The following is a 22,881-nucleotide window of genomic DNA, read 5'->3' as shown; positions in this document are numbered from 1 at the left end:
AAGCTCCTTAGGAACGCGAAGGCCCCTGGCGAAGTTGTTGGGCGGCGCGTTTGGCGAAATAGGTGAGGATGCCGTTGGCCCCGGCGCGCTTGAAGGCCAAGAGCGACTCGAGGATCACGGCGTCGGACAGCCAGCCGTTCTGGATCGCGGCCATGTGCATGGCGTACTCGCCGCTCACCTGGTACACGAAGGTCGGCACGCGGAATTCCTCGCGCACCCGGCGGACGATGTCCAGGTAGGGCATGCCGGGCTTGACCATCACCGAGTCGGCGCCCTCGGCCAGGTCACCAGCGATCTCGTGCAGCGCCTCGTCGCTGTTGCCCGGGTCCATCTGGTAGGTGGCCTTGTTGCCCTTGCCCAGGTTGGCGGCCGAGCCCACGGCGTCGCGGAAAGGCCCATAGTAGGCACTGGCGTACTTGGCCGAGTAGGCCATGATCTGCACGTTGTGATAGCCGGCGTCTTCCAGGGCGGCGCGGATGGCGCCGATGCGACCGTCCATCATGTCCGAGGGGGCGACCACCTGGGCACCCGCCGCCGCGTGGGACAGCGCCTGCTTGACCAGTACCTCCACCGAGACGTCGTTGAGCACGTAGCCGCGCTCGTCGAGGATGCCATCCTGGCCATGGGTGGTGAAGGGATCCAGGGCGACGTCGGTGATCACGCCGAGCTCGGGGAAGTGCTCGCGCAGGGCGCGGGTGGCGCGCTGGGCGATACCGTCCGGGTTGTAGGCCTCGGCGCCATCCAGGGATTTGCGCTCGGCGGGGGTGACCGGAAACAGGGCCACGGCGGGAATGCCCAGCGCTACCAGTTCGGCGGCCTCTTCCAGCAAGAGGTCGATGGACAGCCGCTCCACGCCGGGCATCGAGGGGATGGCCTCGCGGCGGCCTTCGCCGTCCAGCACGAAGACCGGCAGGATCAGGTCATCCACCGTTAGCACGTGCTCGCGCATCAGGCGACGCGAGAAATCGTCGCGACGCTGACGGCGCATGCGAGTGGCGGGGTAGCTGCGGCTGATGGGGGTAAAACTCACGATCGACTCCCGGACCCGGATCACGGGTCAGTGTGATGGGTTATAGGCCACAATCATGACCGATTGGTAACAGCAGATGACAATATGGTGTGCCTATAGGTCCTATCCAAGGCAGACGCCAGCCGGACCCGGCGTGACACAGGGTCGCAGTGAAAACACCGGGCGACCGCTCGGCGTCCGGCGGACGGAAGCCCGTCACACTTTCTTTCCAGACGGCAACCGGGGTAGGCTGCGCCATCTCTTTCCGCCTCGTGTAGTGCCGAATGCTCCAGCAATTCCTCCATGATTTCGGCTATTTCGCCCTTTTTCTAGGAACCTTCTTCGAGGGCGAAACCATTCTGGTGCTGGCCGGCTTCCTCGCCTTTCGCGAGTACATGAACATCCAGACCGTGATCCTGGTGGCCTTCTGCGGCAGCTACGCCGGCGACCAGCTGTGGTACTTCCTCGGCCGGCGCCACGGACGCAAGCTGCTGGCGCGCAAACCCAAGTGGGAAGCGGCCGGCGAGAAGGCCCTGGCCCACATCCGCCGCCACCCGGACCTCTGGGTCCTGAGCTTTCGCTTCGTCTACGGCCTGCGCACCGTGATGCCGGTGGCCATCGGCCTGTCCGGCTATCCGCCCGTACGCTACCTGGTCCTCAACGGCATCGGCGCCATCGTCTGGGCGACCGTGCTGGGCTACGCCGCCTATCATTTCGGCGCCGTGCTGGAGGGGGTGCTGGGCAATCTCAAACGCTACGAGCTGATGGTGCTGGGCGGCTTCGTGGTGATCGGCCTGCTGCTCTGGCTGTGGCGGCGCAGCCGCGCGCCCAAGGCCTAGCGCCTGCCATCTCCCGCACCCCTACGCTCGTCGGTACAATTAAAGACGCGGTCCTTGCGGCCGATGTCCTGAATATCGTCCCCTTTTCTCGTGCCTCCTGCGGCAAGCTGGCGATTGAGCATGCTGAATTTCTCCACCTTGCTTCCTGCGGGCCACCAGGTCCTGGGGGCCTACGAATACGAAGGCCTGCTGGTCTTTCTGTCGTACCTCATCGCCAGTGCTGCCGGTTATACCGCCCTGGCCATGGCCGACTGGGTGACCACCAGCCGTTCCCGCCGCGGCAGCGAGCTGGCCAAGCTGATCGGCGCCATCGCCCTGGGCGGTGGCATCTGGTCCATGCACTTCCTCGCCATGCTGTCGTTCAAGATCAGCATCCATGTGCATTACGACCCGCTGCAGACCCTGACCTCGCTGCTGATCGCCATCGCGGTGTCCTATACGGTGATGCACCTCATCGGGCGCGAGTCCCTCAGCGCGCCGCAGTACCTGCTCGCGTCCCTGGCCGCCGGCCTGGGCATCGCCGCCATGCACTACACCGGCATGCTGGCCATGCATTCGGTGGCCCAGCAGATCTACGATCCGCTGCTGGTCGCGGTCTCCGTGGTGATCGCCAGCCTGGCGTCGCTGGCGGCCCTGCTGCTGGCCTTCCGGCTGCGCGGCCGGACCGGCCTGCGGACCGTCTGGCTGCGCCTGCTGGGTAGCCTGGGCCTCGGGTTCGCCATCGTCTCGATGCACTTCACCGGCATGGCCGCCCTGACGCTGGCCGTCCCCGTCGGCTTCGTGCCGGAGGACTCGCCAGGCATGATCCAGCACCTGGAGCTGGGTACCGGCATCGCCATCGGCACCCTCTTCATCATCATGGCTGGCCTACTCGCCGCCTGGGCCGGCGAGCGCTTCCACGCCCAGCGCCTGCGCCTGGAGCGCGTCTCCACCACCCTCGACCAGATCAGCCTGCACGATCCCCTCACCCATCTGCTCAACGGCTCGAGCTTCATCCAGACCGTCGACCGCGCGGTGAGCCAGGCGCGTAACGACGAGCAATTCGCCCTGCTGATGCTGGACGTCGATCACTTCAAGCGCATCAACGACAGCCTCGGCCATGCCCTGGGCGATGAATTGCTGGTGCAGGTGGCGCAGCGGATTCGGGCGGTGCTGGACAATGATCTGCCGCTGGCGCGCTATGCCGGCGATGAATTCAGCCTGCTGCTGCCGCTGGGTACCCGTGGCGACAGCCAGCCGCTGGCCCTGCGCCTGCTGGAGCAGCTGCGCCCGCCCTTCGAACTCGCCGGGCAACGCATCGCCATGACCTTCAGTCTGGGCATCGCCCACTATCCCCAGGACGGCACCGATGCCGGTCAGCTGTTGCGCAGCGCGGGCCTGGCGGTCGGCCATTGCAAACGCAGCGGACGCAACCGCAGCCAGAGATTCGCCAACGAACTCCAGCGCGAGGCCGACGACCTGCTCAGCCTGGAGATGGATCTGCGTCACGCCCTGGCCCAGGGCGGTCTGCACCTGGCCTACCAGCCCATCGTCGTCCCCGACGGCCGACCGGTGGCACTGGAAGCCCTGGTACGCTGGCAGCATCCGACCCTGGGCGCCCTGAGCCCGGAACGCTTCGTCCGCGTCGCCGAGGAGACCGGCCTGATCGGCGATCTCGATGGCTGGGTCATGCGCCAGGCCTGCGCCGACATCGCCCAGCTGCACCGCGAGGGCTATCGCGATCTGCGGGTCTCGGTGAACTGCTCGGCATTGAACCTCGGCGATCGCCTGCTCCCCCAGTCCATCGCCAGGGCCCTGCAGGCCGAAGACCTGCCCGCTTCGGCACTGATCCTCGAGGTCACCGAAAACGCCCTGATGCACAGCCTCAACGTGGCCATCGAGGTGATCGGCGAGATCCGCACCCTTGGCGTACGGGTCTCCATCGATGATTTCGGCAGCGGCTACTCGTCACTGGCTTACCTCAGCCGCTTGCCGGTGGATTCGCTCAAGGTGGATCGCGCCTTCGTGCGTACCATTCCCCATCAGGACAACGACATGGCCATCGCCGCGGCGATCATCGCCATGGCACACAAGCTCGGGCTCAAGGTGGTGGCAGAAGGGGTGGAGACCGCCGAACAGCGCGACTTCCTGCACGCCAACGACTGCGATTTCATGCAGGGCTATCTGTTCAGCCGCCCGGTCCCGTTGCCGCAACTCAGAGGTTGGCTGCAGCAACAGGCCAGCGTCACCGCGCTGCCGGCCTAGCTGGTCGCTTCACGCTGCAACCGGGTGATCAGGCGATCCAGCGCATTGGCGAAGGCCTGGCGGTCCCGGTCGCCATAACCGGCCTGGCCTCCGCCCATCTGGCCCTGGTCGCGCAGATCGGTCATCAGGTTGCGCATGGCCAGGCGCTGGCCCATGTTGCGTTCGTCGAACTCCTGGCCACGGGGGTCGAGGGCGGCCACCCCCTTCTTCAGCAGTCGATCGGCCAGGGGAATATCGCTGCAGATCACCAGGTCGCCCGGCTGCGCCTGCTCGACCAGATGGTCGTCGGCAGCGTCAGGGCCGCTGGGTACCACCACCAGGCGCACGCAGGCGAAGGGTGGCTTGATCTGCGGCTGGCCGGCCACCAGCACCACCTCCAGCTTGCGCTTGAGGGCGAACTTGCAGACCAGCTCCTTGGCGGCGCGCGGACAGGCATCGGCATCGATCCACAGGATCACGGGAAGATCTCCGGCAAAAGCCCAGGATACCGCGCTTGCGCGGCGCACCCCAGTACAGGGCCGTGGTCGGAAGGGATAGCGACCGGACTGGAGATCCCCAATGACCTTCTGGCAACGCCTGGAGCAACCCGCCCAGGCCCTGGTGTATGGCGCCACCGGCGGCCTCGGCCGGGCCCTGTGCGAACGGCTACTGGCCCGCGACGACGTCATGCGGGTCTGGGCCTGCGCGCGCCATGCCGAGACGCATGAGGCCTTGGCGGCACTGGAACAGCGGCATGGCGCACGGCTGCGCCGGCTCGACCTCGATCCGCTAACCGCAACCGATCTGGCGTCCCGGTTGGCGGACGAGACGCCACGCCTGGATCTGCTGCTGTGCGCCTCGGGCCTGTTGCAAGGCGAGCATGCCCGCGCCGAGAAAAGTCTGGCGCAGGTGGATCAGGCCGGCCTGCTGGAAAGCTATCTGGCCAATGCCGTGTTGCCGCTGCTGCTGATCCGTCAGCTGACGCCGCTGCTCAAGGGTCAGCACCCCTGCCAGATCGCGGCGCTGTCGGCGCGGGTCGGTTCCATCGGTGACAATCATCTGGGTGGCTGGTATGGCTACCGGATGGCCAAGGCCGCGCTCAACCAGGGGCTGCGTTGCGCCAGCATCGAACTCACCCGGCTCAATCCCCAGAGTTGCGTGCTGGCCCTGCATCCCGGCACCACCGACACGGCCCTGTCACGCCCCTTCCAGGCACGGGTACCGGCCGACCAGCTGTTCACGCCAGCCTATGCGGCAGAGCGACTGCTGGAGGTGCTGGCCGCGCGCACCCCGGCCGATACCGGCAGCTTCTGGGACTGGCAGGGCCAGCCGGTGGTCTGGTAGCGCCCGCTGTAGAGCCTATTCAAAGGCTCGCGAGCTAGAGCCAAACCAGGCCCAGGCAGCCCCGCGAAAAGAGCTGAGGAAGCGGATCGGACCCACGCTCAGGTTTACAAATGGCAAATGAGCATTGCGACGGGGCCGCCCAGGCCGGGCTAGCGGTCCTGGGTCTTTCCGACGCAGTTTGGCCGACGCGCAGCAGGCCTTGAACAGGCTCTCAGACCGCGGCGCGGCGCACCGTGGATAACAGCGCCGCGGCGGCGACGAAGAGACTGGCGAATACCCGGTTGGTGATGCGCTGCTGCCGTGGGGTGCGCAGCAGGGTCAGCACCCGCGCGGCCAGGCCGGTGTAGCCGGCCATCACGATCAGGTCGACGCTGATCATGGTCAGGCCGATGATCAGGTACTGCGTGGTCAGGGGGGCGTGGGGATCGACGAATTGCGGCAGCACCGCGAGCAGGAAGATCAGCGCCTTGGGGTTGCTCACGTTGACCAGGAAGCCACGCAGCACCAGGACAACGATGCGCGGTGGCAGGCGCTCACCCACCACCTGCTCGCCCAGGTCCAGCGGCGCCGCGCGCCATTGGCGAATGGCCAGGTAGGCGAGATAGGCCACGCCGAACCACTTGATGAGCGTGAAGGCCAGCTGGGAGGTGGCGAGCAGCGCGCCGACGCCCACGGCGACCACAGCGATCTGCAAGGCCAACCCCAGTTGCAGGCCGAGCGCCGTCCAGTAGCCGTGGCGAAAGCCATGGTTGACGCCGGCGCTCATGGAGGCGATGGCTCCTGCCCCGGGCGAGAGGCTGATCAACCAGCAGGCGATGAAGAAACCGGTCCAGACCTGCAGACTCATGGATTCACCTGTCGAGATGGAAATCGAAGGACCCGTCGGCGTCGCGCCAGCGCCGCACCGACTTCTGGAAGAACTGGGTATTGGGGATCTGCACCAGAGCGCCGTCCTGATTCTCGTCCAGCTCCTGCAGGGTCACGAAGAGCATGTTGATGGCCACCACCCGCCCCTTGATGCCTGGCTTGTCGGACGCATCCAGCACCTCGATGCGATCGCCCAGGCGGAAGGGGCCGACGGTAAAGATCAGCACCGCGCAGAACAGGTTGGAGAGCACGCTCCAGATGGCAAAGAAGGCCACCGCGGCCACCGCGACGAAGCCGGAGATGGCCGTCCAGAGCACCGCGGCGGACACCCCGAAGCGTTCCAGGGCCATGAGGATGGCGCTGCCCATGATCAGCCAGCGCAGGGTGCCGCGCAGCCCGAGGACGATCTGCGGCGGCAGCGGATAGCGGTCGCCCAGGCCGGTGACGGCGCGCGCCACGATGCGTTGCAGCACGTAGCCGATGAGCAGCACCAGGGCGACCTGGCCGGCCACCAGCAGGTAGTCGCCCCAACCGGGCAGCCAGGTGTGCAGCCACTGCGTCATCAGGCCCCCTCGAGTTCGGCTTGCAGGCTTTCCAGCCGTTCCAGGGCCTCCAGCCACTGCTCTTCCAGCTCGGCTTCGCGGGTCTTGGCAGCGGCCTGGTCGGCCAGGGCCTGGCGCAGCTCGTCCTTGCGAGCGGCGTCGTAGAGGCCGCTGTCGCCCAGCCGGGTCTCCAGGGCGGCGAGTCTTTCCTGCAGCTTGCCGAGCTCCGCCTCCAGCTTGTCGGCCGCCTTTTTCAAGGGCGCCAGCTGCTGGCGCAAGGCAGCGGCCGCCTGGCGCTGGGCCTTGCGATCGGTCTTGTCAACCACCGCGCCATCACCGGCAAGCATCGGCTCCTGGCGGGCGCGGAAGTCCACCAGCCAGCGGCTGTAGTCGTCCAGGTCGCCGTCGAAGGCCTGGACCTTGCCGTCGGCCACCAGCAGGAATTCATCGGTGGTGCTCTTGAGCAGGTGCCGGTCGTGGGAGACCACCAGCACTGCCCCGGCGAATTCCTGCAGGGCCAGGGTCAGGGCCAGGCGCATGTCCAGGTCCAGGTGGTTGGTGGGTTCGTCCAGCAGCAGCAGATTGGGCTTCTGCCAGGCGATCAAGGCCAGGGCCAGGCGCGCCTTCTCGCCACCGGAGAAGTTCAGCACCACCTCGTCGCAGCGGGGGCCGCGGAAGTCGAAGCCGCCGAGGAAATCGCGCAGGCTCTGCTCGCGCTCACCGGGGGCGATGCGTTGCAGGTGCAGCAGGGGGCTGGCCTTGGCGTCCAGCGAATCGAGCTGGTGCTGGGCGAAGTAGCCGATGGCCAGGTTCTCGCCGCGCTGCAGACGCCCACCGAGGGGCTCCAGCTCGGCGGCCAGGGTCTTGATCAGGGTCGACTTGCCGGCGCCATTGGGACCGAGCAGGCCGATGCGTGCCCCTGGCGCCAATTGCAGCTTCACCGGGTGCAGAATGGTGGTCTCGCCGTAGCCGAGCCGGCCTTCGGCCAGGTCGAGCAGCGGGCTGGACAGCTTGTCCGCCTCGCGGAAGACGAATTCGAAGGGCGAGTCGACATGGGCCGGCGCCAGTTCTTCCAGGCGTTCCAGGGCCTTGATCCGGCTCTGCGCCTGGCGCGCCTTGGTGGCCTGGGCCTTGAAGCGAGCGATGTACTTCTCCATGTGGGCGCGCTGGGCCTGCTGCTTGTCGTAGGCCTGTTGCTGCTGCGCCAACCGCTCGGCGCGGGTACGCTCGAAGCTGGAATAGCCGCCGCGATAGAGGGTGAGCGTCTGCTGGTCCAGGTGCACCACGTGGTCGACCACCGCATCGAGGAAGTCGCGGTCGTGGGAGATGAGGATCAGGGTGCCGGGATAGCCCTTGAGCCAGTCTTCCAGCCAGAGGATGGCGTCCAGGTCCAGGTGGTTGGTGGGTTCGTCCAGCAGCAGCAGGTCCGAGGGACACATCAGCGCCTGGGCCAGGTTCAGGCGCATCCGCCAGCCACCGGAGAAGTCACCGACCTGGCGCTCCATCTGCGCGGCGGTGAAGCCCAGGCCGGCCAGCAACTTGCGCGCCCGGGCATCGGCGGTATAGCCGTCGGCGGCTTCGAAGTCGGCATGCAGCCGACCCAGGGCGTTGCCGTCCTGGGCCGCTTCGGCGACTGCCAGCTCGCGCTGGATGCGGCGCAGGTCGACGTCGCCGTCGAGTACGTAGTCCACCGCCAGGCGCTCCAGGGTATCCACCTCCTGGCGCATGTGGGCGATGCGCCAGGCTGCTGGAATGTGGCAGTCACCGGCGTCGGCGCCGAGCTGGCCGCGCAACAGGGCGAAAAGGCTGGATTTGCCGGCGCCATTGGCACCGATCAGTCCGGCCTTCTGGCCGGGATGCAGGGTCAGGTCAGCGTTTTCGAGCAGACGCTGGGGACCGCGCTGTAGAGTAAGGTTCTGTAGTCGGATCATGGCGGCGGAGTGTAGCAGCTCCACCACCCACGAACGGGGAGGCGGACATGCAAGAGGACCTGTGGGAATTCGCGCTGGCAGTATACGCCCGCCCCGGGGTGGAGGGCGCCTGTTTGCGCCTGCAGGAGGCGGGTGCCGACGTCTGTCTGGTGCTGGCGGCGCTCTGGCTCGATTGCCGCGCCTGCGCGCTGGACGCGAAGGGACTGGAACGGCTGCGGGCCGCGGCGAACCTCTGGCAGGAGACGGTGGTGCGTCCCTTGCGTCAACTGCGCCAGGCCTGGAAGGCACCCGCCGATGAAGACGAGGATCTGGCGGCGCTACGCGAACGGCTCAAGACCCTGGAACTGGCGGCCGAACGTGAGCAGCTCGCCCGTCTGGCTCATCTGGCCGCCCACTGGCCCTGTCGGACCACGAACGACCGACGCACCTGGCTCGAGGCCGTGGCCCCGCAGGCGGCGACCGCGACCGACCTGGGTCTGTTGACCGAGGCGGCGCGGGCGGTACGGCCCTAGAGCCGGTTCAACGTCTCGCGAGCTAGCGACAAGCCATTTTCAACGCCGTTTGGCCGACGCGCAGCAGACTTTGAACAGGCTCCTAGACCGACGCCAGACGCGGCTGCTGGTGCGCGGTATGCAGCACCTCGATCAGGCAGTCTTCCAGCTCGAAGCGCTCGCGCAGGGTCTCGCCCAGCAGCTTGAGCTCGATGGTCAGCAGGCCCGGGTCCCGGTAGGCGCCGCGTTCGAATCTGTCGTTGAAGTTGAGCGCGGCGTCGGTGAGCGCCTGTAGCCGAGGATAAAGGCTGTCGGCGAACTCGATGGCGCGCTCGTCCTGGAATTCGCGGGCTTCGGCCACCAATTGCTCGTAGATCTCGAAATGCGCGGTGGACATGTAGTCGACCAGCATGTCGCACAGGCGCTCCAGCTCGCTCACCTCGCGTACCGGCGCCAGCAGCGGCTCCAGATCCAGGGTTTCGTAAGCGGTCACCAGCTCGCGACGGGCGATCAGCCAGCGGTCGATCAGCTGGTGGACCCCACCCCAGCGTTCCTGGGCATTGCGGCAGGTTTCTAGCATGACGGCAGCTCTCTATACGGGCGAGTCGATCCGGACGCACGCGCCCGGGTGTTATCAGGAACTATACCGACATCGCCTCGCCAGGCGAGTGCCGTTGCTCGGAGAAAGGCCTTGCATGGTGTGTCAGAAGTTCGCACAGGAGTTGGCGAGTGCTTTTCGGGCGGTTAGGCGCTCCCATTGGACTAGGCGCCGCGACGCGTCATAGCAGGCTATGGCGAGGAGTGGCAACAACGCCCAGAAGGTCCGCCGCCACGCTCGAAAAAGCGCCGTCAACATTGTGCAGGCAATTTCTGACACACCACATTAGCGGCGGCGGAAGATCTTGACCAGGCTCAAGGCCATGAGCAGGACGAAGGCCAGCAGGCTCCATTCCGGGATGCTCAGGCCGAACAGTGTCCAGTTGACCTCGGCGCAGTCCGCAGTGCCGTGCAGCACCAGGCGGATGATCTCCTGGAAGGGCAGCGCCTGCATCATGTAGTCCAGGCTCGGCAGGCAGGCCGCCAGCTCTTCCGCCGGCACCGTCTGCAGATAGACCTGGCGGCCGGCGGTAGCGGCACCACCGGCCGCCAGCAGCAACAGGATCACACCGTAGATGCGCCGTCCACGCAGACCCGGCGCCTGGATGCCGGCGATCAGGGCGACCACACCGACCAGGATGAAGAAGATCCGCTGCACCACGCAGAGGGGGCAGGGCTCGAGGCCGACCACGTGCTCGAGATAGAGACCAACGCCCATGAGCACCGCGCAAGTGGCAGCCATGAACAGGAAGATGAAGCGGGGACTAGTCACGGACGCGCCGTCTCCAGCAGGGAATTGGGACGTTACGGTAGAGAAAGCCCGGGCACCTTTCAAGGACCGGGGTAGCACCTCTGTAGCCATACGACGTCGTAGCGACCTGCGAAGTGGCCCGGACGAGGGGTACATGGTGGGTGCAAACCCGGGGCACGGAAGGCTACCGAGTCTCGTGCGCGCCCACCGGGTGGCCGCGCACGAGAGCCATGAGTCGACTCAGTTGCGTGTAGCCGGCAGTGAAGCGGATGCAGGATCGCGCCACTGGCTCTGCAGCAACTCCTGGCTCCGGCTCACGTCGCCCAACTGGATGGCGACCCGGGCCAGCTCACCGGCGGTGATGGCGGAAGGACGCTGGGCCAGGCTGGTCTCCAGGTACTCGCGCGCCTTGCCCCAGAGCTGGTTGCTCATGCACAGGCGGCCCAGCGCCAGCAGCAGCACCGGGTCCTGGGGACGATCCTTGAGCCAGCCCTCGGCATGCTGCAACGGGCGACTGGCATCGCGCGGCCGTAGTTGACCATAGAGTTCGACCAGGCGCTCGTCCCATTGGCGATTGAGGGTAATGTGCAGCACCTCTTCGGCGAGGTCGTCGCGGCCGATGGCACGCAGCTGGCGGGCATAGGCGAGCACCACCGACGAATCGCCCTTGAGCGCTGTGGGTACCTGCTGCCACTGGGCGTCCAGCGCGGATTCCGCGCCCTGGGGCGGGACCTCGTCCAGAGTGGCGATCCAGACCTTGCGCTCCAGATCGTCCTGCTCGTGCGGACGCAGTACCTGCTGCTTGCGCAGTTGCGGCAGCAGGGCGATCAGCGCCGGCCAGTCGCGCAGGGTCACCTGCAGGCGCTGCAGCTGCAGCAACACCTCGCCGTTCTTCGGATACTTGGCCTGCAACGGCGCCAGGCTGTCGCGCGCCTCCAGGTACTGGCCGCGGTCGATCTGCAACCGGGCCTGTTGCAAGCCGATGGCGAGATCGGCCTGGGGCTCGCGCTCACGGGCCTGGCGCAGCAGGCGATCGCGCTCCTCCAGGTCGCCCAGCTCGTTGGCGGCGCGGGCGGCACCGAGCAGCACGAACAACGGCTGGTCGGCATGCTCGGCAGCGCTCTTCAGATGCTTGAGGGCGTTGCTCCAGTTGCCTTCGGCCAGCTCCAGCTGGCCCTTGTGGCGGGCCTGATCCAGGCGCCGCTGGCGATTGTGCCGCGACCAGGGATTGAGCACCTTGCCGGTCAGCCCCAGGGCACCCAGCACCAGCTTGAGGATGTACAGCCCGAGCCAGGCGGCCACCAGCAACGCCAGGAACGCCCAGAGGCTCGATTCATAGCGGAAGTTGCTGTAGGACAGCAGCACGTAGCCCGGCTCCTTGGCCAGCACCACGGCGACCCCCAGGCCGACGAGCAGGGCGAACAGGAACAGCAGGTACAGGCGCTTCATGGACGATTCTCCTGAGCCGCGCCGGCGGCATTGGTCGGCTGGATTTGCTGACGTTGCGCGATGTAGGCCTGCAGCGCGGTGAGGGCCGGCGTCAGGTCAGGCGCCTCGAAGGTCACCGGACGCTCGGCCAGCTCCTGCAGGCGCAGCTTGACGGCACGGCTGTCGGGATTCTGGTTGTTGAAATGGGCGGCGAGGACGTCTTCGGCCTGCTCGATGGAGAGGCGATAGACCTCCTGGTTGCCGTTGAGCACGGCCCACTGCGCCTGCTCCAGCGCCAGGCTCATGGCCAGGCGCACCTGGGCGAGGGATTCCTCGGCCAGCAGTGGCCGGATCGGCTGGTCGGCGGAGAAGTCGATGCGGAAGTAACTGGAGATGCGCTGGCGGAAGTCCTGCCACCACTGCTGCAGCGCATTGCTCGACGGCACCGCGGCCTTCTCTACGCCTGGCTGGTCGGCCACCGTGGTGGAGAAACGCGGCGGCAGGGGTTCCAGGCTCTGCACCTGGTTGCGCAGGGAGGCAAGCTGGACGAACTGGCCGGTGCGATCCAGATCGGGCAGTTGGCGCAGGGTCTGCTGGGCATTGGCCAACTGCTGGCGCGCGGCGAAGGCGGCCGGATCGTTCTGCGCCTTGAGGATATCGTCGACGCCCTGCAGCAGATTCTGGGCGCTGGGGACGTCCTGCAGCGCGGTCATGCGCAGGGTCGCCATGCGCAGCAGATGCTCGGCCTCGGTCAGCCGCCAGGCCTGGCGGCTCTGGCCGACCACTTCCTTGAACTGTTCGGCGAGGTGCTGCTGATCGCCCTGCAGGGCGACCAGTTGGCGACGGCGCTCTTCCAGTTCGTTGGCCGACGGCAACCGGCCGAGATCGGCGCTCAGCGCCTGGTTGCGGGTCTCCAACTGGCGCAGTTGACTGCGCAGATCCTCGGCCTGGGCGGCGCCGGCCTGCTCGGCCTGGCGTACCTGCTGCAGTTGCCAGACGCTCCAGCCGCCCACGCCCAGGCCACCGACGGCCACCAGCAAGGCCAGCAACGCCAGGCCCGAGGCCTTGCCCGAGCCCTTGCGCCGCGCGCTCACCGGAGGCGGCGCGGGCGGAGGCGACGTGGGGGTCACGACAGGATCGGGGGAGGCGTCGTCGGCGCGGGGGGCTTGAGTTTCGCTCACGGGGATTCCTTGTAGGGTCAATCCGGATGATGTTGGGCAAGTACGGCGGCGATGGCGCCCGCGTTGGCACCCTGGCAGTCGAGCACGCGACGACAGCCGCTGGCACGGGCCAGCTCGGCCACACGGGCACTGGGTACCAGCAGCGGATAGCGACGCACCGTGGGCCAATCCGCACCCGCACAGGCCTGCAGATGCGCGAAACCCTGCCCACTGCTGACCATGATGGCATTCAGGCGTTCCGCTGCCAGGGTCTCTAGGATCAGCCCTGGGGCGTAGTCCGGACACTGGCGGCGATAGAGTTCGAGTACCTCGACGCGGGCGCCGCGGGCCGTGAGGCTATCGACCAACAGGTCACGCCCCCCCTCGCCACGCAGCAGCAACACCTCGGGGGTGGGGCCTTGCAGGGCCTCGGCCAGGGCCGGCAGGGCCAGCAGGCCTTCGCTGTCCTCGCGCCCGGGGTAGTGCACCGGCAGACCGTAGTCGTCGAGCATGGCGGCGGTGGCCGCGCCCACGGCGAACCAGATCTGCAACGGCGGTTGCGGCCAGTAGCGGTCGAGGGCGGCGAGTCCCAGGCGAGCGGCCGGCTTGCTCACCACCAGCACGGCGGCGTAGCGATCCAGGTCGAGCCAGAGACTGCGCTGCTCGGGCGTTTCCGCCAGCGGCTGGATCTCCAGCAGCGGCAGGCTGACGCTGGCGATACCGGTCGCCGCCAGGGCCGCGGCGAGCGGTGCGTTCTCGTCCGCCGGCCGGGTCAGCAGCAGTCGCCAGGCGCTCATGATGCGCCGGAAGCCCCGTAGACGGCATCGAGGATGCCCTGGGCGCCCTGGGCCAGCAGGTCTTCGGCCACGGCCACGCCCAGGCCGGCGGGATCGTCGAGCGGACCGCGGGCCTCGGCGCGCAACAGCAGGCCACCGTCGGGCTGGCCGACCAGACCGCGCAACCAGAGCGATTCGCCTTCCTGCACGGCATAGCAGGCGATGGGCACCTGGCAGCCACCGTTGAGGCGGCGATTCAGGGCGCGCTCGGCAGCGACGCGGCGCTCGGTGTCGAGGTGATGCAGGGGTTCGAGCAGCGCATGCACCTCGGCATCGTCGGTGCGACACTCGATGCCCACCGCGCCCTGCCCTCCCGCAGGCAGGCTGTTTTCCACGCTCAGGTGCTCGCGGATGCGGTCGACGAATCCGAGGCGGATCAGGCCGGCAGCGGCGAGGATGATGGCGTCGTAGTCGTCGGCATCGAGCTTGGCCAGGCGGGTGTGGACGTTGCCGCGCAGGAAGCGGATCTCCAGGTCTGGCCGCAGGGCCAGCAACTGGGCCTGGCGTCTCAGGCTGGAGGTACCCACCACGCTACCCTGGGGCAGCTCGGCGAGCCCGGCGAACCGGTTGGAAACGAAGGCATCGCGCGGGTCTTCCCGCTCGCAGATGGCGTACAGCCCCAGACCTTCCGGAAACGCCATGGGCACGTCCTTCATGGAGTGCACGGCGAGGTCGGCGCTGCCGTCGAGCAGGGCGTTCTCCAGTTCCTTGACGAACAGGCCCTTGCCGCCGATCTTCGCCAGGGGCGCGTCGAGCAGTTTGTCGCCGCGGCTGGTCATGGGCAGCAGGCTGACCCTGAGGCCAGGGTGCGCCGCTTCGAGGCGGGCTTTCACATAGTCGGCTTGCCACAGCGCCAGGGCACTCTGGCGCGTAGCGATACGGATTTCGCGGAGCATGGACATTACCGGCACGTCAGATTGCCGGCCATCATAGCAGGTCGACCGGCGCTCCCACTGCGACGAGCGCCCGGCCTCGACCCGCCAGCGCCGTCAGATGCTGTGCATCAGCCGGCGCACACCCGCCACGTGGCGGCGGCTGACGGTCAGCGCGTCGCCGTTCATGCCCTTGAGGAACAGCTGGAAGTGGCCCAGGGGCGTGCGTTGCAGGCGTTCGATGCGTTCCCGCGAGACCAGGGCGTTGCGGTGGATACGCACGAAGCGCTCACCGAATTCGTCTTCCAGGGCCTTGAGCGGCTCGTCCAGCAGCACCTCGCCACCGGAGTGCCTCAGGGTCACGTATTTATGGTCGGCGATGAAGTAGACCACGTCGTCCAGCGGGATCAGCTCGATACCCTTGCGGGTCCGGGCACTGATGTGGCTGCGTGGCCCGGGCCCGCCGCTGGCGGGCGGCTTGGTCAGGGCGGCCAGTTGCATCCGGTTGGGACGCTGGGCCTTGCTCAGGGCCGCGGCCAGGTCTTCCTGGCGCACCGGCTTGACCAGGTAGCCCACGGCGCTGACCTGGAAGGCATCGAGCGCGTACTCGTCGTGGGCAGTGACGAAGATCACCGCGGGTGGCGACTCACGCTCGCACAGGCGCGCCGCCACCTGCAGACCGTCCAGACCCGGCATGCGGATGTCCAGCAGGACGATGTCTGGCTTGAGATTTTCAACCAAAGCGAGGGCTTCCTCACCGTTGGTGGCTGTCGGCTCCAGGGCGGTGTAACCGTCCAGTTGCCCCACCAGACGGGCCAGACGCTCGCGCGCCAAGGGTTCGTCATCGACGATCAGGACATTCATAAGCTCAGGCTTCCCGCATGAGTCGCTCGCATGGATAGCGAAGAGACGTTGTATGCCGCTGGTCGCGGCGTTCGATTTTGAGACTCGCAGCTGGTCCGAAAAGTGCCGTCAACCGCGCCTCGATATTGCTTAAAGCTTGACGAGTGCCCTTGGGTGGGCGTGGTTGCTGCTCCACTTCCGGGTCATAGGGGTTGCTGATGACCAGTTCGAACACCCCGTCGCGATAGTTGGCGTAGATGGTCACCAGGCCGCCTTCGATGCGCGGCGCGACGCCGTAGATGAGGGCGTTCTCCAGCAAGGGCTGCAGGGTCAGCTGGGGAATCGGCAGGTCGGCCGGCACCCCGTCCACGTCCCACTGCAGCTTCAACCGGTCACCCAGGCGCAGCCGCTCGATGTCCAGATAGCGCCGCGACAGCTCCAGTTCCTCCGACCAGCGCACCTTGGTACCGGGCTGGGCCAGGCTGGCGCGGAACAGCGCCGACAGGTCCAGCACCGCGCGCTCGGCCTTGTCCGCATCCAGGACGACGAGACTGGCAATGCTGTTCAGGCTGTTGAACAGGAAGTGCGGGCGGATACGCGCCTGCAGGGATTCGATGCGCGCCTGCAGCTCGGCCTGCTGCTGGCGACGCCACTGGCTCTGCAGCCAGAAGTAGCGCAGCAGCAGCATGGACATGATGAAGGCGATCAGGGCATGGCGCATGTACAGCCGGACCTCGCCGGTCCGTTGCAGCGGCCCGGCCAGTTGCAGCCAATCGGCCACCAGGGTGCAGAGCAGGGTCAGGGCTACCACGATGGCGCAACAGAGACCGCCCGCCACCACCGGGCGATGGCGGGCGAGCCAGGGCCGCAGGCGACAGAGCAGCGCCGCCGAGAGCAGTACGATCCACTGTACGAAGAGCGAGACGAGCGCCAGCCGGATCCAGTTGAACTGCAGGGTGAAGGGCTCGGCCAGCACCAGGACCAGCACCAGCAACTCCGCCAGAACCACCAGGACGAGCAAGGCCTCCGGTTCGCAGAGCGCCGGGACGAAGAAGTCATCGACCTTGACTGGCCGTGGGGTTTTGCGGCGTTCGAGTATCATGAGCGGCAGTGTGGTTCAGATACCGCTCGTCGGCAAGTCGGCTCCGCTGATTCCGGCCGCCCCCCTTCAGGACTGCTATCATCGCCACCCTTCCCTTTCCTCCGACAAGCCCAGCAGCAGGCCGATTCATGAGCAGCGAAAAAACCAACCAGTCCTGGGGCGGACGCTTCAGCGAACCCGTCGACGCCTTCGTCGCCCGCTTCACCGCCTCGGTGGACTTCGACAAGCGCCTCTATCGCCACGACATCCTCGGCAGCCAGGCCCATGCGCGCATGCTGGCCCAGGCCGGGGTACTCAGCGAAGCCGAACGCGACGCCATCGTCGCCGGACTGGACGAGATCCGCGGCGAGATCGAGGCCGGCACCTTCGAGTGGCGCGTCGACCTGGAAGACGTGCACATGAACATCGAGGCGCGCCTGACCGAACGCCTGGGCGTGGTTGGCAAGAAACTGCACACCGGCCGCAGCCGCAACGACCAGGTGGCCACCGACATCCGCCTCTGGCTGCGCGATGAGATCGACGCCATCCTCGCCGAGCTGAACCGCCTGCAGGCAGGCCTGCTGCAACTGGCCGAGGCCGAAGCCGACACCATCATGCCCGGCTTCACCCATCTGCAGACCGCCCAGCCGGTGACCTTCGGCCACCACCTGCTGGCCTGGTTCGAGATGCTCTCCCGTGACCACGAGCGCCTGGTCGACTGCCGCACGCGCGTCAACCGCATGCCCCTGGGCAGCGCCGCCCTGGCCGGCACCACCTACCCCATCCAGCGCCAGGTCACCTGCGAACTGCTGGGCTTCGAGGCCATCGGCGGCAATTCCCTGGACGGCGTCTCGGATCGCGACTTCGCCATCGAATTCTGCGCCGCGGCCTCCCTGGCGATGATGCACCTGTCGCGCTTCTCCGAAGAGCTGGTGCTCTGGACCAGCGCCCAGTTCCAGTTCATCGATCTGCCCGACCGCTTCTGCACCGGTTCCTCGATCATGCCGCAGAAGAAGAATCCCGACGTCCCCGAACTGGTGCGCGGCAAGACCGGCCGGGTGTTCGGCGCCCTCACCGGCCTGCTGACCCTGATGAAGGGCCAGCCGCTGGCCTACAACAAGGACAACCAGGAAGACAAGGAACCGCTGTTCGACGCCGCCGACACCCTGCGCGACTCCCTGCGTGCCTTCGCCGACATGGTCCCGGCCATCAAGCCCAAGCGCGAGATCATGCGCGAGGCGGCCCGCCGCGGCTTCTCCACCGCCACCGACCTCGCCGACTACCTGGTGCGCAAGGGCCTGCCCTTCCGTGACTGCCACGAGATCGTCGGCCATGCGGTGAAGTACGGCGTGGACAGCGGCAAGGACCTGGCCGAGATGAGCCTGGACGAGCTGCGTCGCTTCAGCGACCAGATCGAGCAGGACGTCTTCGCCGTCCTGACCCTGGAAGGCTCGGTCAACGCTCGCGACCACATCGGCGGTACCGCCCCGGCCCAGGTTCGCGCCGCCGTGCAGCGCGGTCGCGAGTTGCTGGCCCAGCGCTAAGCGGTGTTCCGCTCCCTGCGCCGGCCGCCTTGGCGTGGCGGCTCGCTCGGGAGCGCGCAAAATCGTCCTGGTAGCCCTGCCGTCCATCGGCGGGGCTACCAGGCGAAAATGCCGAGCGTAGCGCCCAACGGGCGTCGTAGCCGACCGCAACAGCTCTAGGACCCGGCTCTCTGGCCGAGTATCCTGGCCGCCTGCCAACCGGCTGCCGACCAGCCGTCGAGCATACGACCGTCGGCACTCAGGCCCCGGAAAAGACAGCCGATACTGAGGACTTGACCAGCCTTCCGAGTCAAGCCTCATGCGCCTTCCAGCCTGTTCCATCCTGCTGTGCGGACTGTTCGCCGCCACTTCCAGCCACGCGGCCCTACCCGCGCCCCTGCCGCAAACGCTGACCTGGCATGTCCAGTTGAACGGCGTGCTGCAGAAGCCCAATCGCACCCTCTACGACATCGACCTCTACGACACCAGCAAGGTGGTGATCGCCAACCTGAAGGGCAATGGCAAGACGGTGATCTGCTACTTCAGCGCCGGCACCTGGGAAGACTGGCGGCCGGATGCCGCGCTCTATCCCAAAGCCGCCCTGGGCAAGGCGCTGGATGCCTGGCCGGGCGAGCGCTGGCTGGACATCCGCCGCGCCGACGTCCGTGTCCTGCTGGCCAAGCGCCTGGACCTCGCCGTGCAGAAAGGCTGCCAGGGCGTGGACCCGGACAATGTCGATGGCTACACCAACCCGAACGGCCTCAAGCTGACCAAGGCCCAGCAGTTGGACTTCCTCAACTGGCTGGCCGCCGAAGCCCACAAGCGCGAGCTGCTGGTCGGGCTCAAGAACGCCATCGAACTGATCCCCAGCGTCTACGACAAGTTCGACTTCGCCCTGAACGAAAGTTGCTACGACTACGCCGAGTGCAACGCCTACAGCTACTTCCGTACCCAGAAGAAGCCGGTGATGATCATCGACTACGGCCCCTACAGCACCAAGAGATGCAGCCAGGCCAAGACGTCCGGCTACAACCTGCAGTTCTACCCGCTGTCGCTGGCGGCGTTGGGCACCGCCTGCAAGTAGCCATGGCGCGGGATCTGGGTCAGATCGCGCGAGCGGGAGCCACGTCCAACGCGGCTCGGCCGACGCGCAGCGGACTTTGAGCAGGCGCTCAGAACTTGTTTACGATCTTTTGGACTAGAGCCAGACAAGGCAAAAACAGCTGAGGAAGCGCAGTTTACAACTTGTAAATGAGCACTCCGAAGCTGTTTTAACGCCGTATGGCCGACGGCCAGGAGATCGTAAACAGGTGCTCAGTCGAGGCCCGCCTTCTTGTGAGACCTCTGCCCCAGTGCCACCCAGTCCAGCTCGCCCTCGCCCTGGGCGACGGCCTCCAGCAGGTTGTCGCGCAGGACGCTGGCGAAGGGTAGCGGTACCGCCTTCTCCTGACCGGCTGCCAGGGCCAGGTTGACGTCCTTGAGACCCAGGCTGAGCTTGAAGGCGGCCGGCGAAAATTGTCGCTCGGTCAGCAGGCGGCCGTAGTTCTGGTACACCGGGGCGGCGAACAGGGTGCTGGTGAGGATCTCCAGCAGCGCCGCCGGCGCCACCCCGTAGCTGCGCGCCAGGGCGGTGCTCTCGCCCATGGTCTCGATGGCGCTGGCGATCATGAAGTTGCCGGCGATCTTCACCACGTTGGCCTGGCGTGGCTCGTCGCCCACCGGCCAGGTCTTGCGCCCCAGCACCTCCAGCAGTGGCTGGACCCGCTCGATGGCCTGCGGATCGCCTGCCACCACGATGTTGAGCTGGCCACTGGCGGCCACGTCGGTCCGCCCGAACACCGGCGCGGCCACGTAGCCCACGCCAGCCTCGGCGTGGCGCGCCACCAGTTCGTCCACCAGCGCCACCGACAGGGTGGCCATGCTGACGTGCACGAGTCCACTCCGCGCGGCTTGCAGGGCGCCGCTGTCGAGGATCACCTCGCGAGTGGCGGCATCGTTGGCCAGGATGCTGAAGACCACCTCCACATCGAAGGCCTCCGCCGGCGTCGCGACCGCCTGGGCACCCTGCCCGACCAGGACCTGGACCGGCGCCGCGGAGCGATTCCACACCACCACCTCATGTCCAGCCTTGAGCAGGTTGGCCGCCATGCCCTGGCCCATGCCACCCAGGCCGATGAATCCGATACGCATTGGTTTGTCCTCTCGTGCAGTGTTGAGGTCATCCGCTTGCGCGGCGACCCTTCAGGCCATCGCTCAAAGCCAGCGGCGAAACTTGAACCAGGCATAGGGAATCAGCGCCGACACCACCATGGCACCCAGCGCCATGGGATAGCCGTAGTGCCAGTCCAGCTCCGGCATGATCTTGAAGTTCATGCCGTAGATGGTGCCCACCAGCGTCGGCGGCAGGAACAGCACCGAGGCGATGGTGAAGACCTTGACGATGTTGTTCTGCTCCACGCTGATCAGCCCCAGGGTGGCGTCGAGCAGGAAGCCGATCTCGCCATTCATCTTCGCCTGGTAGTCGCTGAGCGAGCGCACGTCGCGCTCCAGCGTCTTGAACCAGGTCTTGGCCGTGCCGGAAATCCAGGTCGCACCGGCCCTGCGCAGGTAGGAGACGATGCGGTTGATGCCCAGCAGGCTCTCGCTGAGCTGGGCCAGCAGCTGGTTGCTGCGGCCCAGTTGCTTGACGATGGATTGCAGGTCGGTCTTGGGTTGCTGCTTTTCCTGCGGGGAATCGGCAGGCTCGCGGAACACCGCCCGCGCCAGGCGATTGAGATGCGCCTGCACCGACTCGAGGATGTCGGCCACCCGATCCACCAGGCTGTCCAGCAGGGCGGCGAAGATGACATCGCTGGTGCAGTGCTGGCGTGCCTGCTGCTGGGCCTTGCCGAGAAAGGCGCGGAAAGCCGCCAGTTCCGAATAGCGCACCGTCACCAGCCATTCGGGGGTCAGCACGAAATTGACCACCGAGGCCCGCGGCTGGTGCTCGCTGAAGCCGCTGACCACCGTGGTGGTCAGGTGCAGCGCCCGGTCGGTCTGATAGAGTCGCGACGACTCCTCGATCTCGGCGATCTCTTCCCGGGTGGGGATGTCCATCGCCAGCGCCTGCTCCAGATACCGCTCTTCCTCCTCGCTGGGGTCGAGCAGGTCCACCCAGATCAGGTCCTCCGGCAGAGGATCTCCCGGCGACAGCGGCTGCGCGACCAGCTCGTTGGCGGACAGGCGGTGGCAGGTGATCATCGAAGGACTCCAGGCTGGGATCATGGGTCATACTGTAACAAGGGGTATCCAGACATGACTGACCACACCGATGACGAAGAATCCTTCGTCTCCAGCCATTTAATCGAAGCGGTGGAGAACCAACTCGCCGCGGGGGAGCCGGATTACGTCCCGGCCGTGCTCAACAAGCTCACCCTGGTCGGCTACGAGCGCGAAGACGCGGTGCTGCTGATGGCCCAGGCACTGGCCTACGAGATCGAGGCCATGCTGGCCGCCGATCGGCCCTTCGATGGCGCCCACTACGAGCAGTTGCTGCGGGCCCTGCCCGAGTTGCCGGAGCGGGAGGAGGACTAGGCCTCGGTCGGCTCCAGCGCCAGCAGCTCCACCTGCTGCTCCTTGCCGCCGGGCACTGGCCAACTGAGGTGCTCGCCGGGCGTGGCGCCGAGCAGGGCGCTGCCCGCGGGGGCCAGCACCGACACCCGCCCCGCTTCGCCCGCATCCTCCGGGTACACCAGCACCACCTGGTATTCCTTGCCGGTATCGGTCTCGCGGCAACGCACCCGGGAATTCATGGTGACCACCGCGCCGATCTCCTCGGGCGCCACCACCCGGGCCCGGGCCAGCTCTTCGTCCAGGGCCTCGGCCACGGGGCCGAACTCCGGCAAGTCATCGAGCAGCCGTTCGAGGCGGGACAGATCGGCGGCGGATACGGTGATGGGCGATGCATGGCGCATGGCGAACTCCTGGGAATAAGACGATGCGGCCCCGGCCGCTGACAGCGGTGGACCCTGGGATGACGGGCTGCGGGAACCCCTTGGGACGCCGCGCGGAGCGGCAAAAGAAAACGGCGCTCGAAAGGCGCCGTCGGGTCACGCTAGCACAGGGAGCTCGGCACGGGTCAAGCCGCGCCGACCACAGGTCGGCTACAGCCCGGGGAAGCTCACGCTGTCACCGGTCTGCTCCAGGGTCACCCGCACCAGCAGGGCACCGAGGGTTTCCGGGGAGGTATCGCAGACCCAGTGCTGGCCGTCCCAGTCGAAGTGATAGCCACCCGAGCGCGCCGCCACCCAGAGCTGCACCAGCGGCGGTTGACGACTGAGGATGACCTGGCTGCCGTTGTCGAATTTCACCGTCAGCACGCCACCGGCGTTCTCCAGGTCGAGGTCCAGGCCGCTGTCGTCGTAGGCGTCCTCGACCTGGCGCTGGGTCTGGTCGACGAGGTGGTGGAATTGCGCTTCGCTGAGCCGGCTCATGACGATCCTCGAAAGAAGGGAAAGAATCGCCGCACGGTAGCGGGCCACCCAGATGACGTCCAGTCGGAGCTT

General features: G+C 67.0%; 24 protein-coding genes. 7 read left to right on the top strand and 17 right to left on the bottom strand.

Annotated features, from left to right (window positions below):
* Positions 1 to 7: 7 nt before the first annotated feature.
* Positions 8 to 1,030 carry a porphobilinogen synthase gene (gene hemB, locus RND78_RS16545; RefSeq protein WP_058760323.1) on the bottom strand — a complete coding sequence of 341 codons (1,023 nt, stop codon included), beginning with the start codon at positions 1,028 to 1,030 and terminating at the stop codon, positions 8 to 10.
* A 263-nt stretch (positions 1,031 to 1,293) separates the two neighbouring features.
* On the opposite strand from hemB, the gene RND78_RS16540 reads away from it, so the two are divergent.
* Positions 1,294 to 1,848: a DedA family protein gene (locus tag RND78_RS16540; protein WP_312730347.1), complete on the top strand. Its 555-nt coding sequence runs from the start codon at positions 1,294 to 1,296 to the stop codon at positions 1,846 to 1,848.
* A gap of 120 nt (positions 1,849 to 1,968) precedes the next feature.
* Entirely contained in the window at positions 1,969 to 4,092 is a 2,124-nt protein-coding gene (locus RND78_RS16535; protein ID WP_312730346.1) for an EAL domain-containing protein, read from the top strand.
* Here RND78_RS16535 and RND78_RS16530 read toward each other — a convergent pair.
* A complete protein-coding gene (locus tag RND78_RS16530; protein WP_312730345.1) occupies positions 4,089 to 4,550 on the bottom strand; it encodes a YaiI/YqxD family protein in 462 nt (153 codons plus the stop codon). The two genes, RND78_RS16535 and RND78_RS16530, sit on opposite strands and share 4 nt — an antisense overlap.
* 100 nt (positions 4,551 to 4,650) lie before the next feature.
* Between RND78_RS16530 and RND78_RS16525 the strand changes: the two genes are divergently transcribed.
* Positions 4,651 to 5,415, top strand: coding sequence for an SDR family NAD(P)-dependent oxidoreductase (locus tag RND78_RS16525; RefSeq protein WP_312730343.1), 765 nt, complete (start codon positions 4,651 to 4,653; stop codon positions 5,413 to 5,415).
* A 211-nt stretch (positions 5,416 to 5,626) separates the two neighbouring features.
* On the opposite strand, the gene RND78_RS16520 is transcribed toward RND78_RS16525, so the two are convergent.
* From RND78_RS16520 to RND78_RS16510, 3 genes are read right to left on the bottom strand one after another with little or no spacing between them, the layout of a single operon-like run.
* Positions 5,627 to 6,262 carry a LysE family transporter gene (locus tag RND78_RS16520; protein WP_312730341.1) on the bottom strand — a complete coding sequence of 212 codons (636 nt, stop codon included), beginning with the start codon at positions 6,260 to 6,262 and terminating at the stop codon, positions 5,627 to 5,629.
* A 4-nt stretch (positions 6,263 to 6,266) separates the two neighbouring features.
* Entirely contained in the window at positions 6,267 to 6,845 is a 579-nt protein-coding gene (locus RND78_RS16515; protein WP_312730340.1) for a mechanosensitive ion channel family protein, read from the bottom strand.
* On the bottom strand, positions 6,845 to 8,755 hold the full coding sequence (locus RND78_RS16510) for an ATP-binding cassette domain-containing protein (protein ID WP_312730339.1): 1,911 nt from the start codon (positions 8,753 to 8,755) through the stop codon (positions 6,845 to 6,847). The genes RND78_RS16515 and RND78_RS16510 overlap by 1 nt, the downstream gene beginning before the upstream one ends.
* A gap of 47 nt (positions 8,756 to 8,802) precedes the next feature.
* Between RND78_RS16510 and RND78_RS16505 the strand changes: the two genes are divergently transcribed.
* Positions 8,803 to 9,267, top strand: coding sequence for a TIGR02444 family protein (locus tag RND78_RS16505; RefSeq protein WP_312730338.1), 465 nt, complete (start codon positions 8,803 to 8,805; stop codon positions 9,265 to 9,267).
* Positions 9,268 to 9,349: 82 nt separating this feature from the next.
* On the opposite strand, the gene rsd is transcribed toward RND78_RS16505, so the two are convergent.
* The 8 genes from rsd to RND78_RS16465 all read right to left on the bottom strand — a co-directional run bounded on the left by rsd (position 9,350) and on the right by RND78_RS16465 (position 16,835).
* Complete coding sequence (gene rsd, locus RND78_RS16500) at positions 9,350 to 9,826, bottom strand: sigma D regulator (RefSeq protein ID WP_312730337.1); 477 nt, start codon at positions 9,824 to 9,826, stop codon at positions 9,350 to 9,352.
* A gap of 303 nt (positions 9,827 to 10,129) precedes the next feature.
* On the bottom strand, positions 10,130 to 10,615 hold the full coding sequence (locus RND78_RS16495) for a disulfide bond formation protein B (RefSeq protein ID WP_082707038.1): 486 nt from the start codon (positions 10,613 to 10,615) through the stop codon (positions 10,130 to 10,132).
* Between the two features lie 219 nt (positions 10,616 to 10,834).
* Positions 10,835 to 12,043 carry a heme biosynthesis HemY N-terminal domain-containing protein gene (locus RND78_RS16490; protein WP_312730332.1) on the bottom strand — a complete coding sequence of 403 codons (1,209 nt, stop codon included), beginning with the start codon at positions 12,041 to 12,043 and terminating at the stop codon, positions 10,835 to 10,837.
* On the bottom strand, positions 12,040 to 13,203 hold the full coding sequence (locus RND78_RS16485; protein WP_409457063.1) for a uroporphyrinogen-III C-methyltransferase: 1,164 nt from the start codon (positions 13,201 to 13,203) through the stop codon (positions 12,040 to 12,042). Before RND78_RS16485 ends, RND78_RS16490 begins: the two co-directional genes overlap by 4 nt.
* 17 nt (positions 13,204 to 13,220) lie before the next feature.
* Positions 13,221 to 13,979 (bottom strand): uroporphyrinogen-III synthase, encoded by a 759-nt coding sequence (locus tag RND78_RS16480; RefSeq protein WP_312730331.1) that lies wholly within the window; start codon positions 13,977 to 13,979, stop codon positions 13,221 to 13,223.
* On the bottom strand, positions 13,976 to 14,914 hold the full coding sequence (gene hemC / locus RND78_RS16475; protein ID WP_409457062.1) for a hydroxymethylbilane synthase: 939 nt from the start codon (positions 14,912 to 14,914) through the stop codon (positions 13,976 to 13,978). Before hemC ends, RND78_RS16480 begins: the two co-directional genes overlap by 4 nt.
* 93 nt (positions 14,915 to 15,007) lie before the next feature.
* Positions 15,008 to 15,754 (bottom strand): LytR/AlgR family response regulator transcription factor, encoded by a 747-nt coding sequence (locus tag RND78_RS16470; protein ID WP_007161369.1) that lies wholly within the window; start codon positions 15,752 to 15,754, stop codon positions 15,008 to 15,010.
* A gap of 4 nt (positions 15,755 to 15,758) precedes the next feature.
* Positions 15,759 to 16,835, bottom strand: coding sequence for a sensor histidine kinase (locus RND78_RS16465; RefSeq protein ID WP_312730328.1), 1,077 nt, complete (start codon positions 16,833 to 16,835; stop codon positions 15,759 to 15,761).
* Between the two features lie 128 nt (positions 16,836 to 16,963).
* On the opposite strand from RND78_RS16465, the gene argH reads away from it, so the two are divergent.
* Together argH and RND78_RS16455 are read left to right on the top strand one after the other, a co-directional pair.
* Positions 16,964 to 18,358: an argininosuccinate lyase gene (gene argH / locus RND78_RS16460; RefSeq protein WP_312730327.1), complete on the top strand. Its 1,395-nt coding sequence runs from the start codon at positions 16,964 to 16,966 to the stop codon at positions 18,356 to 18,358.
* Positions 18,359 to 18,656: 298 nt separating this feature from the next.
* On the top strand, positions 18,657 to 19,421 hold the full coding sequence (locus RND78_RS16455) for an endo alpha-1,4 polygalactosaminidase (RefSeq protein WP_312730326.1): 765 nt from the start codon (positions 18,657 to 18,659) through the stop codon (positions 19,419 to 19,421).
* Between the two features lie 230 nt (positions 19,422 to 19,651).
* Here the strand turns inward: RND78_RS16455 and RND78_RS16450 are convergent, their stop codons facing one another.
* Positions 19,652 to 20,527, bottom strand: coding sequence for an NAD(P)-dependent oxidoreductase (locus RND78_RS16450; protein WP_312730325.1), 876 nt, complete (start codon positions 20,525 to 20,527; stop codon positions 19,652 to 19,654).
* 63 nt (positions 20,528 to 20,590) lie between these two features.
* On the bottom strand, positions 20,591 to 21,577 hold the full coding sequence (locus tag RND78_RS16445) for a magnesium transporter CorA family protein (RefSeq protein WP_312730323.1): 987 nt from the start codon (positions 21,575 to 21,577) through the stop codon (positions 20,591 to 20,593).
* 54 nt (positions 21,578 to 21,631) lie between these two features.
* Here RND78_RS16445 and RND78_RS16440 point away from each other — a divergent pair, with 54 nt between their 5' ends.
* Positions 21,632 to 21,910: a hypothetical protein gene (locus RND78_RS16440; RefSeq protein ID WP_312730321.1), complete on the top strand. Its 279-nt coding sequence runs from the start codon at positions 21,632 to 21,634 to the stop codon at positions 21,908 to 21,910.
* Here the strand turns inward: RND78_RS16440 and rnk are convergent.
* A complete protein-coding gene (rnk, locus tag RND78_RS16435; protein ID WP_312730318.1) occupies positions 21,907 to 22,290 on the bottom strand; it encodes a nucleoside diphosphate kinase regulator in 384 nt (127 codons plus the stop codon). The two genes, RND78_RS16440 and rnk, sit on opposite strands and share 4 nt — an antisense overlap.
* A gap of 189 nt (positions 22,291 to 22,479) precedes the next feature.
* Complete coding sequence (cyaY, locus tag RND78_RS16430; RefSeq protein WP_312730317.1) at positions 22,480 to 22,809, bottom strand: iron donor protein CyaY; 330 nt, start codon at positions 22,807 to 22,809, stop codon at positions 22,480 to 22,482.
* Between the last annotated feature and the right edge of the window lie 72 nt (positions 22,810 to 22,881).

Source organism: Pseudomonas oryzihabitans (genome assembly GCF_032027545.1).
Classification (GTDB): Bacteria; Pseudomonadota; Gammaproteobacteria; order Pseudomonadales; family Pseudomonadaceae; genus Chryseomonas; species Chryseomonas oryzihabitans_F.
This window is presented reverse-complemented; position numbering and strand designations above follow the sequence as displayed.